This window comes from Exiguobacterium indicum HHS 31, from assembly GCF_001939065.1.
Taxonomy (GTDB): domain Bacteria; phylum Bacillota; class Bacilli; order Exiguobacteriales; family Exiguobacteriaceae; genus Exiguobacterium_A; species Exiguobacterium_A indicum.
Genome location: NZ_MPSZ01000001.1, coordinates 1,068,578 through 1,086,330, shown reverse-complemented (window position 1 = coordinate 1,086,330; position 17,753 = coordinate 1,068,578). Strand labels below are relative to the sequence as shown.

Genomic DNA, 17,753 nt, shown 5'->3' with positions numbered 1-17,753 from the left:
ATGGACATGTTAAGATGACGTTGTGATAATTGAAAGCGCTTTTACAAATTGATGCAATCGTTTGCTCAATATGTAGCACGTTACGTACATAAAAGAGGAGAGTGTTGAGGATGGAACGTAAATGGTGGCATGATAGTGTCGTTTATCAAATTTACCCACGTAGTTATAATGATTCGAATGGGGATGGAATCGGTGACTTGAACGGAATCATCGAAAAGTTGGATTATTTGAAGACACTTGGTATCGACGTCATTTGGCTAAGTCCTGTCTATGATTCACCGAATGACGATAATGGCTATGATATCCGTGATTATGAAGCCATCATGAAGGAATTCGGGACGATGGATGATTTTGATCGTCTTCTAGATGAGGCACATGCACGAGATATCAAAATCGTCATGGACCTCGTCATCAATCATTCGTCAGATGAACATCAGTGGTTCGCGGAGTCGCGTCAAAGCAAGGACAATCCATATCGGGATTATTATATGTGGCGCCCGGCAAATCCAGACGGTTCGCTACCAAACAACTGGGGATCGATTTTCTCTGGACCTGCCTGGGAATATGATGAAACAACGAATGAGTATTACTTACACTTATTCTCGAAGAAGCAGCCTGACTTGAACTGGGAAAATGAGCAGATGCGTCATGATGTGTACGGGATGATTCGTCGGTGGTTGGATCGAGGGATTGACGGTTTCCGAATGGATGTCATCAACTTGATTTCAAAGACACCTGGCTTACCAGATGCGACGGTCCATCCAGGAGCACTGTATGGAGATGGTGGAGAACATTATATCAACGGACCGCGTGTCCATGAGTTTTTACACGAGATGAACGAAGCCTCCTTCGGTAAATACGATGTCCTGACAGTCGGTGAGATGCCAGGAGCGACGACGGATGATGCCATTCTTTACACGGATCCGGCACGTAAAGAGGTCAACATGGTCTTTACGTTCGAACATATGGATCTCGATTCAGGTCCGAATGGGAAATGGGACGTCATTCCGTTTGATTTACTTAAACTCAAGCAAAACTTCACCAAATGGCAGACGGCCTTACATGAGACGGGCTGGAACTCGCTCTATTGGAACAACCACGATCAACCCCGTGTCGTTAGTCGATTCGGAAATGACACGACGTACCGCGTCGAGTCAGCTAAAATGCTTGCTACATTGTTGCATTTGTTAAAAGGGACGCCATATATCTATCAAGGCGAGGAAATCGGCATGACGAACGTCGCTTTTGAAGACATCGCGGACTATGAAGATATCGAAATTCGAAACATGTGGAAAGAACGTACGGAACAAGGGGCATCACCGGCTGAACTACTACGTTCCATCCATATCAAAGGACGAGACAATGCGCGGACACCGATGCAGTGGGATGCGTCGGAGAACGCTGGTTTCTCAACGGGAACACCGTGGTTGAAGGTCAATCCAAACTATCCGGAAATCAACGTCGAACAGGCGCTTGCAGATGAGCAATCCATCTTTTATTACTATCAACAGTTGATTCGTCTACGACATGACCATGAGCTCGTCGTCTATGGTCGCTATCAACTCTTACTCGAAGATCATCCAGAAGTTTACGCCTATTCACGAACGCTTGAAGGGGAGACATGGTATGTCTACTGTTCGTTTGCGGATCATGATGTGAATATTCCGTCTACGCATGATACGTCAGATCGGGTCATCGGAAACTATGAAGAGTCCGTCATTACCGACGAACTCACACTTCGACCTTATGAGGCAGTCGTCTTTCGTACGTTTGAAGGTTGATTCATCTAGCCATAAAACAGAGGGCTGACTCAAAAAAAGAATGACGCGTCTTTTCACGCCCCTTTCTCAGGCGAGACACTAAGCCCGCTTTCCTACTTCATTCAAGCAGGAAAGCGGGTCTTGTTTGTCTCTGAAGCGCATAAATGCGCTGTTTCCTATAGAAGTTGCGTGTGACGCGTCATTTTTTACGAGAAAAGGGTGGCAGATCATCATTCTGCCACCCTTTCTTTATAAATTATCGCTCCAATTGAGCGACTTGTTTAACCTGAGCGATGATTGTATCACGATCAGTCGTTGATGGATTGAGGCGGATGCCATACAGTCTTTCGGGACCCACTGGCTTCTCGTGCAATAACTGACCTTCGATGCACAAAGGTTCTTGACCCTCGATCAATGAGAACTCAACCACGATTTTCATTGATTTGAGGAGTGGAAGTTTTAGTTCTGTGCTGATTGCTAGTCCGTTCGGTGAGATATTATGAATTTTCATCAGCCCTTTAGGAGTACGCTGGTCATTTTTCAATAAATGAAATTCACCTGTTATTGGTTTTTTCAGCGTATATCGAAAGGGTTCATTCCGTTTAATTTTCATGTAGGCACCTCCACTCCCATTATCCGACAATTTCGTCAAGTCTTCTAGTTTTTTTAGATCATGCAGCAGCGTCTGTCGATTGTTTCGTTGGGTGGATACGTTTTGCTAAATACATAAATGGTGTCGCGAACCAAGCGACGACGAATTTCGCGAGATACGTCGTAATGAAGATTTGCCACCAGATGGAGAAGGGCATATCGTGAAAGGCAATCGCACAAAACGTCAACGTATCAAGCAATTGACTTAATACGGTTGACCCTGTCGTCCGTAACCAAAGCTTACGTTCGCCTGTCTTTTGACGGATCTTTGAATAAATAAAGACATCGAATAGTTGCGAGACAAGATAAGCGGCAAGACTACCAACAGCAATCCATGGTAAGAGTCCAAACAATAAATGCAAGGAATCGGATGTTTCGAGTGCAGCCTTATCAGAAAGTGGTGTATACAAGAGACTGAACTGCATGAGAACGGTCGTCGTGATCAGGGAGAAGAACCCCATATAGACGCCTTTACGAGCGACCTGTTTTCCGTATTTTTCATTGAGGATATCTGTCGCTAGATAACAACTGCCATACACGACGTTTCCTAACGTGAAGACGAAACCAAAAATATCGACGGTTTGTGTAACTTGGATGTTTGCAATGATTGTTGCGATGGCAATCCACATCAACAATCCTGTCTTACCAAATAAATAATAACTGAAAATCAATAATCCCATCGTTAAAAAAATGGAAGGGATCCATAACCATTCGTTCATGAGATGTACTCCTTTCTGTTCATACAGATGAAAATTGTACGCTGAAATTCATCAACTGTCAAAGGTGACGAAGAGGTGAGGGGCATTAAAAAAAGACCATGAATTTCATGGTCTTTCGGACGGTCTTTAGCCCATTCGTTGCAGAGAGTACCGACGACGTCTTCCTTTGACGTAATAGTTCTCTGTCGACGTAAAATCATTCGCTTCCAAAATGCGTTTTGCAAACGAAGCGTGTGGTGATTGTTCAAGGACACGCGCGCGTACTTCGTGACGATCTAGTACCCCAGAATACGTCAATGCTTCAGCAACTGCTTGAGTAGCTAGACCCCGACGCGTATAGGGATCAAACACCATGAAGTCGAGTTGGAAGTAGTGACCCATTTTTAAGAGCAGAACCCGCCCCACGATCGTATCCGCTTCAACGATATCAAAGTAATAATCTTCAGGATAACTGTGCTCGACGGAATCAAAAGCCCGCTCTTCTCCAAGCTCATGGTCATACCCTTTGATTTCTTGCGGAGTCAGTCCATATGCTTGCTCGCCATACTTCAAGAAATGATCGTACTCAGCTTGATCGACATGACGTAATGTTCGACGTCTCAATTCCATCACAAAATCCTCCCTCATCCCAATTGATGCTTCGTTTACATTATAGCGATACCCTCCGTGCAATTGCAAAAATTAACTGGAATCGATCCGCAGGAAGAAATCTAAAAAAAGTCATTCTGTAATCATCTTGTGATTGTTTTAATTCCCGTGGAATATGGTAAAGTAATGATGTAGACAACTGCATACTGGAAGGGGCTGGAAAACGTGTTCACAGAACGTGACGGAATCAAATTGCGTCTAGAGCAAATCGAACGATTGTATTCGGACTTGAATCGTGAAGCGAAACAATTGACGGAACGCTTACGCCAATTAGATGAACAAGGGGATGAAGTTCACCATGATCTTTCCCTTAATAAAGAAGACCGCGATCATCTGAAGTCAAGCATTGATGAGACGCTTCAGGCACTCATGAAGCGGACGACGGTCGATGCAAAAGTCGAACAGGAAAAGCAAGAAGACCTGATTTCGAAAAAAGCATTGATTGAAGATATCGAAGGATTATTGAAGAAAAAGAAATGAGCTAGCTCCGGCTAGCTTATTTTTTTGTGGAGGAACACATTATGAAACCAACCATTGGACTGACGACATGTCTTCGTCCGACTGACGACGTGCATCATCGTGTGAAGCAGTTGTTAGCGGATGAGACGATACATTTTATCTACGTCGTGCGTCAGAAAAAAAGCATAGAACACTTGCAACAGGAGACAGGATTACCGGTGCTTGTCGTCGATAAACAACGGCTTGATTTATACCCATTAGGCGAGACGACATCGTTCTTTTTCCATCCTTCGAGTGCGGTGTTTCGCATCAAACAAATTGATGCAGGTGGAGGCGACCCTCTCGTTGCGATCGGACGCTTATCGGAAGGGATGCGTGTGCTTGACTGCACACTTGGTCTTGGAGCAGATGCCATCGTCATGAGTCATGCCGTCGGAGAGCGAGGTCAGATTACCGGCTTAGAAAGTCGGGTTGAGACAGCATTTGTCGTCAAGAACGGATTAAAACGTTGGGAAGAATCCTACGAACCGATCAATCAAGCGATGCGACGAATTGAAGTGAGAGTCAAACACCATCTCGCCTATTTGAAAGAATGTCCGGATAATTCCTTTGATGTCATCTACTTTGATCCTATGTTCGAACAGACCGTCGAAGAATCGACGCATCTCGATGCTTTACGAACGCTTGCGAATTATGAAGCCTTATCCGAGGAAGCGATGGTGGAGGCGAAGCGTGTGGCACGTCAGCGCATCGTGTTAAAAGCACATTATGAGAGTCCCTTGTTTGAACGGTTTGGGTTTGAACGAACTAAGCGAAAGACGTCGAAGTTGCATTATGGCGTGATTGAACTGTAAGTCAAAAAAAGACCTCTGCCAATTTTTGGCAGAGGTCTTACTTATTATTTGCTGATTATTGAACGGCGTCTTTTAATTCGTCTTCCATCTCTTCAAACGTTTCCTGAACGGCATTGACCGGTTGTTTCGTCATCAAGCTGACAACGACCGTAAAGATCAAGCTTGTGAAGAATCCAGGTACCATTTCATAAAGCGTCGTACTAAGTCCGAGTTGAACCCAGATGATAACAGTCAAGGCACCTGAGATAATACCAGCTAGTGCACCTTGTTTCGTCATCCGTTTCCAGTAAAGAGAAAGCAAGATGATCGGACCAAAGGCAGAACCGAATCCAGCCCATGCATAACCGACAAGCGCAAGAATCGTCGCTGACGGATTCCAAGCGAGTACACTTGCAACGATTGCTACGAGAAGCACAGAGATTCGACCAGTAAAGACGAGTTGTTTATCCGTTGCATCCTTTTTCAAGAACGTTTTATAAAAATCTTCTGTCAACGCACTCGAAGTAACGAGCAACTGTGATGAAATCGTCGACATGATTGCTGCAAGAATCGCAGCCATCAAGAACCCAGTGATATACGGGTGGAACAGTACGTCAGAGAAGCGGATAAAGACCGTTTCCGGGTCGCCAAGTCCGTTCCCTTGACCTTCGAAATAGGCAATTCCGACGAGTCCTGTCATCATCGCACCAAGAATCGAGATGAACATCCATCCGATCCCGATACGCCGGGCGCTTTTTAAATCCTTGACTGAGCGAATCGCCATGAAACGGACGATGATGTGTGGTTGACCGAAGTAACCAAGTCCCCAGGCAAGGAATCCAATGATTCCAAGAACTGTTGTTCCTTTAAGTGGATCAAACAACGAAGGGTCTAATTTTTCAGCGTAGTTGTACGCACCATCGATTCCGCCGACGTCTGTCAATGCGACGATCGGTACAAGAACGAGTGCGATGAACATGATACAGCCCTGGACGAAATCGGTCCAACTAACTGCGAGAAAACCGCCGAAAAGTGTGTAGGCGATTACGACCGCAATCGTCAAGAGCATACCATAGTGGTAATCAAATCCAAATGAGCTGACGAACAATTTTCCGCCAGATACGATTCCAGCTGATGTGTAGAACGTGAAGAAAATGATGATGACGAGTGCTGATACGGTACGAAGCACGCGTGATTTGTCTTCAAAACGATTCTCTAAGAAATCAGGGATCGTAATTGAGTCGTTTGCCATTTCTGTATAGAGACGGAAACGTGGTGCGAGTACGATATAGTTTACGTAACATCCAATCAATAAACCGAGTGCGAGCCAAAGGGCTGATACACCTGTTGCATACATGGCGCCGGGAAGTCCCATGAGCATCCATCCACTCATATCCGATGCACCAGCAGAGAGTGCTGTGACACCTGGACCGAGATCGCGTCCGCCTAACATGTAATCTTCTGTATTCGTCGTTCGCTTGTAGGCAAAATAACCGATTGCCAACATGAGAACAAGATACAGGATGATCGAAATCCATTCTTGCGTCATAAAGTTAAATCCTCCAAATGCAATAGTTTTTTCAGCGATCAAGCATGCATTGACTTGTTCGCCAAATGATATGTTCCCCACCTTACAAGGGATAAAACGACTTTGCAAGTCACTTCATTTTCATGAAAAGTGCCGCTATGCCTAGCGCCTTAAGGAGTTGGGACGGTTTTAGTCCCTGTTAAAGTTCTACTAATCGAAATGTTCTGAATAATTTAACAAAACATAAATGATCCTAATAAATTAGGATCATTTATGTCATATTAATTGGTCCAAAACCGTTGGTATGCAGCGCTTAAACGGTCTAATGCCTGATTTAATTGTGCACGAGGACACCCGATGTTTAACCGTTCAAATGTTTCTCCACCAGATCCGAACGAAGAACCGTGCGTTAGAGCGATTTTTGCCTCCTTGACGAGCCAATCTGCTCGTGTTTTACTATCCAGATTGAGTGCTTTGAAGTCGATCCACAACAGGAAAGTTGCTTCTGGAATGACAACGTCTAATTTTGGCATCTCTTGGCGAATCCGACGGATGGCATGGTCACGATTTCCTTCTAAATACACAAGTAATTGTGACAGCCATTGTTCACTCATAGCATCACCATACGCTGCTGAAATCGCAGTCGAAGCCAATGCATTCGGGTGAACGAAATGACGTTGTTGGACACGTTCGATTTGTTGACGAATCGAGATGTCAGGTACGATTAGATAAGACGCATAGAGACCCGGAATATTGAACGTTTTGGATGGGGCACTCACTAAAATGAGTTTTTCATAATCCAAACCGAGAATGGGCGTGTGCACGGAACCTGTATAGACGAGGTCCGCATGAATCTCATCGGATACAAGATAAACATCATGTTGCTTAGCGAGTTCGACGATTTGTTGTAATTCTTCTCTCGGATAGACTTTACCGCTTGGATTATGCGGGCTACAAAGAATCATCATACGTGCTGTTCGCATTTGCCGTTCGAGAAGTGAAAAGTCAGTCTGGTACGTCTCACCGTCTAAAAGAAGCGGATTTTCAATGAGTTGTCGTTGATTAGACTGAATGATTTGATGAAATGGAGGATAGACCGGTGTCTGGATGATGATTTCATCACTCGGTTCCGTCAGTGCGAGGACAGTATGTGCAAGTCCTGGAACAACACCACTTGAGTAGAGAATGGAATCAGTAGTGATTGTGACGTCATATCGCTTTTGAAACCATTGTTGAATTGCTCGTTTGGCTTCGTCTTCAAACATCGAGTAACCGAAATGACCTGTAGCAGCACGTCTAGTCAATCGTTCTGTCAAATGGTGGGGTGGACGGACGTCCATGTCGGCGACCCACATTGGAATCAGCTCATCTGATCCATATAGCGAAGGGAGCCCGTCCCACTTGACGGATCCTGTATTTCGTTTCTCGATCGTTTCATCAAAATTGATTTGTTCCATCAGACTTCACTCCTGTTCTTCAATAGTTGAATGACTCCATTTCACCATAGCGGATAGAGAGAGAGTGGGGCAAGTCGAAAAAATAAAGGTTTAACATTTATACGATCAGGCAATTACTAAACTCGAACCTACCATAATGAAACGGAGTGATGATCATGTTGCATTCTAAAGTAGTCGTCGGGCGATCGCCTGAGGAATTAGAGGAAAGACTTAATGAATTTTTTGAAAATAATGGGGTCGGATCAAACGCCATCATTACATTAAAATTTTCAACATTCGTTGCGTCTAAAGCGGATGAACATTATTCAGTTTTAGTCGTCTATGATAACTCGCTAACGAAAACTACACTGTAAATGAGTGACAAGAAGTTGAGCTGAAAAGCATCGACTTCTTGTTTTGTCTTTTTCTATAAGTTATACTAGAATTAGGTTTTACAAGCTTCCGTAGGTTAATGGCAGACCTCAGCAATGGTAATGCTGCAGTGCGAGTTCGATTCTCGCCGGAAGCATAGACACGTCTTCCGTCTCAAGTGATATATACTTGAAACGGAAGACTTTTTTCATGAGTTCGATATTTTTGATTTGAGGAGTGACTTTCATGCATCCAGTCATTCATTCTGTTGGTGATAAGATCAAGCAAGAACGAAAAAAACAAGGAATGACACAAAAAGCACTTTGTGAAGGAATTTGTAGTCAGGCTGAAATCAGTAAAATCGAAAATGGTCGAAATTCCCCAACGATTGATTTATTACAGCAGATTTGTCGAAGACTACGCATCCCGATTTCATTGTTTTTTGAAGATGAATTCGTCTCACAAAAATTAAATGAAATAGACCAACGAATGATTCGGCATTTGCGTGAAAAAACGTACTCAGATATGGCAAAAGACTTAGCAAAATATGAGAACGTCAATAATGCGGTTGAAACTCAAATTTTAATTCGCTACCATCAAGAATTACTAGACTATGAAAGAGGAAATATTGATTTTCGGACATGTATCGCCTCTTTATTACAAGTTGTCAGACAGGAACAGATCAAAGACAAATCATTTCTTCTTTATACACGAATTCAGATGGTAATTGCTGTTCTGTATACGAACCACGAAGAATATAGTCGTGCCCATCAAATCTATAAAGAACTATTAGACTTACCTTATCAAACAAGAGAATATAAAAAAATTCGAATGAAGATCATGTATAATTTCATACGTAATTTAGTAGAGTTTGAACGATTCGAAGAAGGGTTGCAGGAAGTTGAGAAGGTCATCGAAGAGACAAAACAATTGCAGGATTTAACGTATCTCGGACAGTTTTACTTTCAAAAAGGAATCTTATTAGAGGCGTTAAAAGCATCTGAATCAGAAACAAAAGAAGCGTATACGACCGCTTATTCTTTTTTCATTGCTACTCAGAATCACTCTTATCTAAAAATCCTTGAAACCTATTTTTCTGATCACCTCTTATTTCCGATTAATGAAAGTGAGTGAACAAAAAATGATACATTTACCAACTTCATCAATTGGTAAAAAAATTAAGATGTTACGATTAGAAAAACGGATGACTCAAAAGGAACTGTGTGAGGATATTTGTAGTCAAGCTGAGATTAGTAAAATCGAGAATGGAAGAAACATTCCAACAATTGATTTATTACAACAAATTTCTAGAAAACTACGAATACCTATTTCTTTATTTTTTGCGGATGAACAGGTCTCGCAAAAGTTGAACGAAATTGACCAAAAAATGTTACGGCATTTTAGAGAAAAAACGTATGGGGAAATGTCAGCAGAGTTAGTTCAATATTCTAACTCTACAACCATATTTGAAATTAGAATTTTTATTCATTATTATCAAGTCCTGCTTGAATATGAAAGAGGAAATATTGATTTTCGTTCATGCATTACATCCTTACTTCAATTAGTTGCGCAAAAGAAAATCATGGAACAGTCGTCTCTTCTTTATATTCGAATTCAAATGGCAATTGCTGTTCTCTATACGAATAATAAGGAATATGCGCATTCTCACCAAATTTATGAAGATTTATTAAAAATGCCATATCAGACCTGTGAATATAAAAAAATTAAAATGAAAATCATGTACAATTATTTAAGAAATTTGTATAGACTAAAGCGATTTGAAGAAGGATTGCAAGAAGTTGAACAAGTAATTGAAGAGACAAAAAGACTACAAGATTTAACATATCTTGGTCACTTTTATTATCAAAAAGGGTTCTTTTTAGAATCATTACATGCTGCAAATAATGATATTAGAGAGGCATATACCATTGCCTATTCCTTTTTTATTGCAACAAATAATCATGCTTATCAAAAAATTCTTGAAGTGCATTTAGCAGAACTATTGCTATTCCCAATAGATGAAAGTGAGTGAAAAATGATGAAGATGAATTCACTAACTTCATCGATTGGTACAAAAATAAAACAGTTGCGTATTGAAAAGCAGATGACACAAAACGAACTGTGTAATGGTATTTGTAGCCAAGCTGAGATTAGTAAAATTGAAAATGGTTTGAATTCACCCACTGTAGATTTAATGAAGCAAATTGCCACTCGATTAAAAGTTCCAATTGCACTTTTATTCGAAGAACTTCAAGAAAACGAAGAAATGGAACGCTTTGATCAGACTGTTTCAGCGCTACTTCGAGATGAAAAGTATGAGCAGATCAAGAGATACATTTCTAAGCACAATAATAATGAAAATATTGAGTTAGTCATATTAAATGCATATTTTCGAATCATCGTCGACTTGAAACAGGATCAGTATGATTTTAGGACCGCGACTTTCCTATTAAATAACCTTCTAATTGAACGGGATGTTCAAAACGAATCAATCACTTTGTTCATTCGAATCAAAACCGCGATTGCCAATTTATATGCTGAACATAAGCTATTCCATTTGACGACGAATTCTTATTTGGATATCGAAATTTTGTTAGAGAGTCTTAATAGCTCATTATATGTCACCTCTTTAATCAAAATTTATTTTAATCATGCCCAAATCCTTTTGTATCAAGATCTGTTTGAAGAATCAAAAATATATATTCAAAAAGGAATTGAATTATGTTTACTTCATCAGCAAACTTTTCTTTTAGGGCATTTGTATTTTCAATTAGGTAACTATCAAGAAGCGGTAGGAATAGATTCATTTCAAAAAACATATACAGTTGCGTATACATTATTGCATGCATTAGAGCTTAAATCGACTAAACAAAAAGTTGTTGATCTAAAAGAGGAACACTTATTATTTACTTTTGAGTAGACTTAAAAGTATTCCTATATAGGCTTGTCCCAATGCGAAATCTTATACTATATCTTGTTTTTAGAGTGCATAAAATTAGCAATCTTCTTTATCTGTTAAGAAAAATTTTTCGGAATCATAAACTGATTTCTCCGTATACTTAATCAAATAATAAACACGCTGTTAAGTGAAAATGAAACTACAAGAAAGGAGCAGAAATTTTGGAAATCGAAGCATTTGGTCAACATATTAGACAACTACGTGTCGAAAGAAATTTAACGCAAACAGAATTAGCAAGAGATGTATGTAGCCAAGCGGAATTGAGTAAAATCGAAAATGGAAAAATCATGCCGACGATAGATATTGTTCAACGGTTATCCCAAAAGCTCCATACTTCAACGGCTCATCTCTTCATTGATGCGAATGAGACCAGTCTATTTCATCAATTTGATAGACAATTGTCTGACTTTTCTAGACGACATCGTTATGATGACATGCTTGATTTCATTAAACAAACACCAAATGATTTACCTTCTTCTGTTCAATTATTAATTCGTTATTTTGAGTGGGTGGCTCGTGAGGGTAAAAAAGATATTGACTACCGTACTTGTATTTCTCAATTACTTTACTTATCAGATCAAGAACAAATGGAAATCGAATACCCATCTATTTTCTTAAGAATTAAAATGTCTGTCGCAAACTATTATTATTTAAATCACCAATATCAATATGCGCGAAAAATATATGAAGAATTATTAGAGTATGATTATATGACATATGATTTGATAAAACTAAAATCTAAAATTATGTATAACTATGCGCAACAACTGTACTTTCAATCAGATTTTGAAACGGGACTGAAGATAACAGAAAAAGGCATTCAATCATCTCTAGAAAGAAAAGATACGTCATTGTTAGGTCATTTTTTTTATCAACGAGGTTGTTTTTATGAAAAGTTAGATTATCCACGTAAGGACATTCAAGAAGCATTTACTCACGCGTATACCATATTTCACGCGTTACACAATAGAAATCACGCCGAACTAGTATTAAATGGTAAACGTGATTTTTTATACTTTGAACTTTAAAATAGATGAAGGAGGAGATCGTATGAGTCATTTATCTTCATCAATAGGATATGAAATTAAACGGATTCGAAAAGAGAAAAATATGACTCAAGCTGAATTATGTAAGGGAATATGTAGTCAAGCCGAAATTAGTAAAGTAGAAAATGGTAAAAATTCACCAACAATTGATTGGTTACAACAAGTTGCAAAACGTCTTAAGGTACCGCTGTCGATGTTGTTTGAAGATCATCTTCGAAGTGATATGTATACATCTTATGATCAACAATTATTGAGGTTGTTACAAAGTCATCAATTTGAAGAAGCCTGCATGATTATTGATGATATAAAAAACAAAATAGACTACGATGAGATAAAATTTTTAGCAATGTATTATGAAATTATCATTCATGAAAAACGAAATTTTAGAACTTATCTTGAAACCATTGGTGAATTTAAACAATTATTGATGCATACGTCATTACAATTCAAATCTCCAACGCTTTATTTAAGAATTCATATGGCAATCGCGATTTCTTTTATTGAGCATGAGGATTTTGATTCAGCAGAAAATAGCTTTCAAGAATTGCTTCGGTTTAACTATGACACAATTGAACTGAAAAAAGTTCGTATTAAGATTCTTTATAACTATGCAAAACAACTATCTGAACAAAATCGAAATCAACTTGGATTAGAGATGACTGAACAAGGCATTCAAGAGAGCTTGCAAATTGAAGATGGTCAACTTTTAGGTCAACTATATTATCAAAGAGGTTACTTCAAAAAAATTTTGAATCGTAACCCCTCTGACATCCAAAAAGACTTTACAATGGCGTACTCATTATTCCGTACCTTTAATCTACCTGTTCATGAAAAAATCTTACTTGAAAAAAATAGTTCATTTGTTTTATTTCGTATTTAGAATCGTTCACCTGTCTTTTTACATGCAAGAAGTGCCTGTTCAATCAATTCAGATGCACGATCGGGGTATTGTTGATGCCCTTCTAAAATGACTGTCGATACATCATCAATTCCGAAAAATGCTAATAAGTCTAACATGTAGCGAACAGCGTGTTCACTTGGTGCTTTCTCTTTTGTCGAGTAATCGCCACCGCGTGAATGAATCAGCAACACTTGTTTGTTTTCAACCAGTCCGATCGAACCTTCAGCTGTGTAACGAAACGTTTGACCAGCCTGTGCGAGATAATCCATATAGTTGTGAAGCGGTGCAGGAACTGTTAAGTTCCACATCGGAAATGAAAAGACGACCTTATCGGCATCTAAGAATCCGTTTAAATATTCTTGAAGCCGTTGTGCGTGGATCGCATCATCTCCCGTTAATTCCTCTCCTTTAAATAGTCGACCTGCCGCATTCGCAAGCTTTAAATCAAAGAAGGGGAGACGTTCCTCGAATAAATTCAAAACCGTGATTGTATCGTCAGGATGATGCTCACGATACGCATTTAGGAAAGCATCGTTCAATTCAGAACTAATGCCTTTTTTTTGATGTGTGCTATCGTTGGCTTCAATAAACAGTAGATGAGACATAGTTAATCGCTCCTTTCTATACCTATCTATTCCCATTCTAATCAAAATCAAGACTTCCCATTATTTTATTATTTTTAGAAAATTCAGGTTTTGTTTTGGTTCTGATAAGGAAAATAACCGACAGGAACTAGAAAGAGGGGATGGCGGTGAACACACAGCGACGTTCTTCCAATAGTTTGCAATATCATCGAGAAATCCGGGCAAATTATCAGTTGTTCGGGATGATCATTTTTGTATTGACGAGTTGTGGTGCCATTTTATATATCGTTGCTAACCTGTTTAGTCGTTCTGGTTTAAATGGGGAGGATTGGATTCGCGCTCTCGTCATTGCGAGTGCTGGAATAGCACAATACTTCATTGGTAAAAGTACACTGTCAGATCGGCTAAAGCCACATATAATGTCGAGTGTTTTTTTGTTGATTCCATACATTTATTATCCGTTCATCGATCGTGGTGTCCAAACGGTTTGGGCATGTGCACTTCTTTTCATTTTAGCGTCATTAGTCGTCATTAATCGGACAATGTTGCTGTATGCAACGAGCATTACGACGATTTCTCTTCTCTATATTTGGTATCATACTCCATCTTTTGAAAATGCCACGATGTTTGCATCCGATCACATCGCGCGCATTGGACTTATCTTGATTGCGACGATCATTAGTTTATTGATTCATAATCAATACGTCACCCGTCTTGAACGTAATATTGACTACCTAGCCCGTTTACAAGAACAAGCATTCACGGATCCTGTGACAGGTTTATCAAACCGATCTTCATTTGTGATTGAAGTAGATAAGAAGAAACGAGAAGGTGATATGATTTGTCTCATTGATCTGGACGATTTCAAAACAGTCAACGATGCATTCGGATACCGAACTGGAGACCGCTCGTTACACATCATTGGCCGGCGATTGATGAATCACTTTCCGGACTGTACAATTGCGAAAGCAAGTGGAAGTGCTTTTTTATTGCATGCACCACACCATTACGATGCACGCGTGCTCTGTGATGATATTTTGTCGAGTGTAGCAGAACGTGTACAAATCGATTTTAAGCAGATTAATGTAACTGCAAGTATCGGTGTTTCATACATGAACGATGAAACAACAGACCATGTCATTAACGATGCAGAGATTTCATTATTTACAGCAAAGGCAAATCGAAAAAATACGTATGCGATTACAGATTTAGCGACTCAAAATGAACGAAAGCGAGCGCTTCAATTAACACGCGATTTGTACGATGCAGAGTTGGATCGTGATTTCTTCGTTTTATTTCAACCTCAAGTCAATGCACGAACGCGTCAAATCACAGGAGTGGAAGCATTAATTCGTTGGAATCACCCGGAGTATGGTCTCGTTCCGCCAAATGAGTTCATTCCACTTGCGGAACGGACACGTTTCATTGAAACGCTTGGAAGCTGGGTCATGCGACAAGCTTGCTTACAAGGAAAAGTATGGTTGGAAGAAGGGAAGGAACCTATAACGATTTCAGTGAATGTTTCGCCTTGGGAATTGCGACAACCTGATTTTACAGATCGAGTACTGACGACCTTAAAACAAACAGGTTTTCCACCATCACTCCTTGAAATCGAGATGACAGAACACATCTTCATCGAGGGAACGGAACAAATCATTGAGACATTGAATGCGCTCCATTTATACGGAATTCGAATTGCACTCGATGATTTCGGAACCGGTTTTTCCTCTATGCAGCCTCTCGTTGAACTTCCATTCGATCAATTGAAGATTCCGAAAGAAATCGTTCAAGAAGCGATTCATTCTGAAAAAAAACGAGCGATGATCGAGACAATCATTCAATTAGGGAAACGATTAGATATGACGATCGTCGCAGAAGGAATCGAACTAGAAGAAGAGGCAGCGTTGCTCGAGCGGTTAGGATGTCATACGTTGCAAGGGTACCTCTTCCATCGACCGCTACAACCGCGGCAACTCGAACATTTTTTAGCGATGTATCGGGAAGGGTAACCAATCAGTAAAAATTTAAAAAGCAAACAGGCGATGGACATGGTCCATCGCCTGTTTGTATAACAGTTTGCGAAATAATGAATCAGAGATACCGTGCAAAACGACGCTCGAGAATCTCTTGGATGACTGCGATACAGGAACAAATTCCCCAGTAAATGAACGCAACGACAAAGTAAACGGTCATATAATCAAATTCACGCCCACCAACGATTTTTGCCTTTTGAAATATTTCAGGGACAGTAATCATGGCAGCAAGCGACGAGGCTTTGACGAGATCAAGCAAGACGTTTGAAAGCGGTGGGATGGCGATTCGGATCGCTTGTGGCAAAATAATACCAACGAACGTTCGATATCGCGATAAACCAAGCGAAGCTGCCGCTTCTTCCTGACCACGATCAATCGATAGTAAGGAAGAACGAATGATCTCTGCCATGTACGCAGCACTATTCAAACTAAAACCGGTAATTGCTGCTGTTAAAGCGTCCAGTTGAATATTGATGACCGGCAGTCCGAAATACAACATGAACAGCAACACGAGAATCGGAACACCTCGCATGAACGAGATGTAGGCGCTCGCTCCGATACGTAAAAGTCGAAGCCTAGACAGACGACAAAGGGCAAGGAGCAAACCAATTCCAAGACCAATGGCCATGCTGAGCAAGGAAATCCATAGCGTCTGTCCCAGTCCACTCAAAATATAAGGAAACGATTCAACCGCCAATTCCGGATTGAAGACGGACCGCCAATCAATCGAAGACATCGTTAATTCACATCGACGATCGTCGTTTTGACGTCAGGCATTTGAGAGACATCTTTTCCAGCATAGAATTGCTTCGAAATTTCCTTTAATGTGCCATCTTCCTTCATTTTATCGAGTTGTTCGTTAATGTTGGATTGAAGTTCCTTGTTATCTAAATCCATGATTAAACCAACCTGACTTGGATTATAAGCGATATCAGGGTGAATCGTAATATCGAAGTCCTTGAAGAAATCGACAGCGAGTGTTTGCAAGTAGTAATCATTCAAGATGACGTCTGTTCGACCATTTGAGACATCTCGTAGATACTGATCGTTCGTCGCGTTATCGTACGTGACTTCTTTTGCACCGTATTTTTTAGCAATCTGCATATATGTCGTTGTAGCTTCTCCGGCAGCTTTTTTCCCTTTCAAGTCTTCAAGAGACTTGATGCCTGATAAATCACTTTTACGGACGATTGCCGTACCATACGTATATTTATATGGTTTTGAGAACGCGAATTTTTCTTTACGATCATCGGTAATCGTAATGTCGTTAGCAGCAAGATCGACTTGACCTGTATTGACGCTTGTCAACATACCGTCGAATGACATCTCTTTGAATTTCACTTTCAAATCAAGACGCTTTGCTACTTCTTTGACGACTTCGACATCAAATCCAGTCAACTTATTGTTTTTCTCTTCATGATAAGATGTCGGGAAAAGTGTACCAGCCGTCGCGACAACAATTGTGCCATCTTTTTGAATCTTGTCATATGCGGTTGCCTTCTCCTCTTGCTGACCACATGCGCTTAATAAGATCGAGCTTCCTGCGATCAAGAGACCCGTAAATTGCATTGTTTTTTTCATCGTATTATTCCTCTCTCTACTTCCATGATCAATAACTCTTTTCATAGTTAAAAATACCACGGAATCTTATGTTCGGGCAAAGTAATACGCGCACAAAGTGTAGAATTCAACTAAAAAAAATATTGAATGAATATCCATATTTATGTAAGCGTTATCAATGTTGATATATAGTATTTCTATCTTCAAAGGTTAAATAAAATGGTGATTATGCATAGTAGCGAATAAACATAAAAGAGTGTAAAG

The 17,753-nt window shown here is 40.2% G+C and carries 17 protein-coding genes and 1 tRNA gene; 10 read left to right on the top strand and 8 right to left on the bottom strand.

Features of this window, described 5'->3' with window-relative positions; translation table 11 throughout:
* The first annotated feature begins 110 nt into the window (after positions 1-110).
* The gene (locus N179_RS05945) at positions 111-1,781 is read left to right on the top strand and encodes a glycoside hydrolase family 13 protein (RefSeq protein ID WP_058264844.1); all 1,671 of its coding nucleotides are present in this window, start codon (positions 111-113) and stop codon (positions 1,779-1,781) included.
* A 235-nt stretch (positions 1,782-2,016) separates the two neighbouring features.
* On the opposite strand, the gene N179_RS05940 is transcribed toward N179_RS05945, so the two are convergent.
* The 3 genes from N179_RS05940 to N179_RS05930 form a co-directional block, all read right to left on the bottom strand.
* Positions 2,017-2,373, bottom strand: coding sequence for a PilZ domain-containing protein (locus tag N179_RS05940; protein ID WP_023468582.1), 357 nt, complete (start codon positions 2,371-2,373; stop codon positions 2,017-2,019).
* A 58-nt stretch (positions 2,374-2,431) separates the two neighbouring features.
* Positions 2,432-3,130, bottom strand: coding sequence for a queuosine precursor transporter (locus tag N179_RS05935; protein ID WP_035396950.1), 699 nt, complete (start codon positions 3,128-3,130; stop codon positions 2,432-2,434).
* Positions 3,131-3,256: 126 nt separating this feature from the next.
* Complete coding sequence (locus N179_RS05930) at positions 3,257-3,739, bottom strand: GNAT family N-acetyltransferase (RefSeq protein WP_064299696.1); 483 nt, start codon at positions 3,737-3,739, stop codon at positions 3,257-3,259.
* A gap of 204 nt (positions 3,740-3,943) precedes the next feature.
* On the opposite strand from N179_RS05930, the gene N179_RS05925 reads away from it, so the two are divergent.
* Both N179_RS05925 and N179_RS05920 read left to right on the top strand, forming a co-directional pair.
* Complete coding sequence (locus N179_RS05925; protein ID WP_035396953.1) at positions 3,944-4,258, top strand: hypothetical protein; 315 nt, start codon at positions 3,944-3,946, stop codon at positions 4,256-4,258.
* A 41-nt stretch (positions 4,259-4,299) separates the two neighbouring features.
* The gene (locus tag N179_RS05920; protein ID WP_052017107.1) at positions 4,300-5,091 is read left to right on the top strand and encodes a class I SAM-dependent methyltransferase; all 792 of its coding nucleotides are present in this window, start codon (positions 4,300-4,302) and stop codon (positions 5,089-5,091) included.
* A 55-nt stretch (positions 5,092-5,146) separates the two neighbouring features.
* Here the strand turns inward: N179_RS05920 and putP are convergent, their stop codons facing one another.
* Both putP and N179_RS05910 read right to left on the bottom strand, forming a co-directional pair.
* A complete protein-coding gene (gene putP, locus N179_RS05915) occupies positions 5,147-6,619 on the bottom strand; it encodes a sodium/proline symporter PutP (protein ID WP_075642513.1) in 1,473 nt (490 codons plus the stop codon).
* A gap of 260 nt (positions 6,620-6,879) precedes the next feature.
* On the bottom strand, positions 6,880-8,055 hold the full coding sequence (locus tag N179_RS05910; protein WP_083639922.1) for a MalY/PatB family protein: 1,176 nt from the start codon (positions 8,053-8,055) through the stop codon (positions 6,880-6,882).
* Positions 8,056-8,492: 437 nt separating this feature from the next.
* Between N179_RS05910 and N179_RS05900 the strand changes: the two genes are divergently transcribed.
* The 6 genes from N179_RS05900 (at position 8,493) to N179_RS05875 (ending at position 13,291) form a co-directional block, all read left to right on the top strand.
* Positions 8,493-8,563 (top strand) — tRNA-Thr (locus N179_RS05900).
* 89 nt (positions 8,564-8,652) lie between these two features.
* Positions 8,653-9,540, top strand: a complete 888-nt coding sequence (locus N179_RS05895) for a helix-turn-helix domain-containing protein (RefSeq protein WP_075642512.1) — start codon at positions 8,653-8,655, stop codon at positions 9,538-9,540.
* Positions 9,541-9,547: 7 nt separating this feature from the next.
* On the top strand, positions 9,548-10,438 hold the full coding sequence (locus N179_RS05890) for a helix-turn-helix domain-containing protein (protein WP_075642511.1): 891 nt from the start codon (positions 9,548-9,550) through the stop codon (positions 10,436-10,438).
* Between the two features lie 6 nt (positions 10,439-10,444).
* A complete protein-coding gene (locus tag N179_RS05885; protein ID WP_158024754.1) occupies positions 10,445-11,326 on the top strand; it encodes a helix-turn-helix domain-containing protein in 882 nt (293 codons plus the stop codon).
* A gap of 200 nt (positions 11,327-11,526) precedes the next feature.
* Positions 11,527-12,393: a helix-turn-helix domain-containing protein gene (locus N179_RS05880; protein WP_075642510.1), complete on the top strand. Its 867-nt coding sequence runs from the start codon at positions 11,527-11,529 to the stop codon at positions 12,391-12,393.
* A 22-nt stretch (positions 12,394-12,415) separates the two neighbouring features.
* Complete coding sequence (locus tag N179_RS05875; protein ID WP_075642509.1) at positions 12,416-13,291, top strand: helix-turn-helix domain-containing protein; 876 nt, start codon at positions 12,416-12,418, stop codon at positions 13,289-13,291.
* On the opposite strand, the gene N179_RS05870 is transcribed toward N179_RS05875, so the two are convergent.
* Positions 13,288-13,917 carry an FMN-dependent NADH-azoreductase gene (locus N179_RS05870; protein WP_075642508.1) on the bottom strand — a complete coding sequence of 210 codons (630 nt, stop codon included), beginning with the start codon at positions 13,915-13,917 and terminating at the stop codon, positions 13,288-13,290. The genes N179_RS05875 and N179_RS05870 overlap by 4 nt on opposite strands.
* A gap of 146 nt (positions 13,918-14,063) precedes the next feature.
* Here N179_RS05870 and N179_RS05865 point away from each other — a divergent pair, with 146 nt between their 5' ends.
* Positions 14,064-15,905, top strand: coding sequence for a putative bifunctional diguanylate cyclase/phosphodiesterase (locus tag N179_RS05865; RefSeq protein WP_423752123.1), 1,842 nt, complete (start codon positions 14,064-14,066; stop codon positions 15,903-15,905).
* 82 nt (positions 15,906-15,987) lie between these two features.
* Here N179_RS05865 and N179_RS05860 read toward each other — a convergent pair whose 3' ends face one another.
* Both N179_RS05860 and N179_RS05855 read right to left on the bottom strand, forming a co-directional pair.
* Positions 15,988-16,665, bottom strand: a complete 678-nt coding sequence (locus N179_RS05860; RefSeq protein WP_023468567.1) for an amino acid ABC transporter permease — start codon at positions 16,663-16,665, stop codon at positions 15,988-15,990.
* A 2-nt stretch (positions 16,666-16,667) separates the two neighbouring features.
* Positions 16,668-17,510: a transporter substrate-binding domain-containing protein gene (locus tag N179_RS05855; protein WP_023468566.1), complete on the bottom strand. Its 843-nt coding sequence runs from the start codon at positions 17,508-17,510 to the stop codon at positions 16,668-16,670.
* Positions 17,511-17,753: the final 243 nt, after the last annotated feature.

Coding starts and splice junctions, on each gene's coding strand:
- N179_RS05945 (WP_058264844.1), top strand. CDS start 111: ATGGAACGTAAATGGTGGCATGATAGTGTCGTTTATCAAATTTACCCA.
- N179_RS05940 (WP_023468582.1), bottom strand. CDS start 2,373: ATGAAAATTAAACGGAATGAACCCTTTCGATATACGCTGAAAAAACCA.
- N179_RS05935 (WP_035396950.1), bottom strand. CDS start 3,130: ATGAACGAATGGTTATGGATCCCTTCCATTTTTTTAACGATGGGATTA.
- N179_RS05930 (WP_064299696.1), bottom strand. CDS start 3,739: ATGGAATTGAGACGTCGAACATTACGTCATGTCGATCAAGCTGAGTAC.
- N179_RS05920 (WP_052017107.1), top strand. CDS start 4,300: ATGAAACCAACCATTGGACTGACGACATGTCTTCGTCCGACTGACGAC.
- putP (WP_075642513.1), bottom strand. CDS start 6,619: ATGACGCAAGAATGGATTTCGATCATCCTGTATCTTGTTCTCATGTTG.
- N179_RS05910 (WP_083639922.1), bottom strand. CDS start 8,055: ATGGAACAAATCAATTTTGATGAAACGATCGAGAAACGAAATACAGGA.
- N179_RS05895 (WP_075642512.1), top strand. CDS start 8,653: ATGCATCCAGTCATTCATTCTGTTGGTGATAAGATCAAGCAAGAACGA.
- N179_RS05890 (WP_075642511.1), top strand. CDS start 9,548: ATGATACATTTACCAACTTCATCAATTGGTAAAAAAATTAAGATGTTA.
- N179_RS05885 (WP_158024754.1), top strand. CDS start 10,445: ATGAAGATGAATTCACTAACTTCATCGATTGGTACAAAAATAAAACAG.
- N179_RS05875 (WP_075642509.1), top strand. CDS start 12,416: ATGAGTCATTTATCTTCATCAATAGGATATGAAATTAAACGGATTCGA.
- N179_RS05870 (WP_075642508.1), bottom strand. CDS start 13,917: ATGTCTCATCTACTGTTTATTGAAGCCAACGATAGCACACATCAAAAA.
- N179_RS05860 (WP_023468567.1), bottom strand. CDS start 16,665: ATGTCTTCGATTGATTGGCGGTCCGTCTTCAATCCGGAATTGGCGGTT.
- N179_RS05855 (WP_023468566.1), bottom strand. CDS start 17,510: ATGAAAAAAACAATGCAATTTACGGGTCTCTTGATCGCAGGAAGCTCG.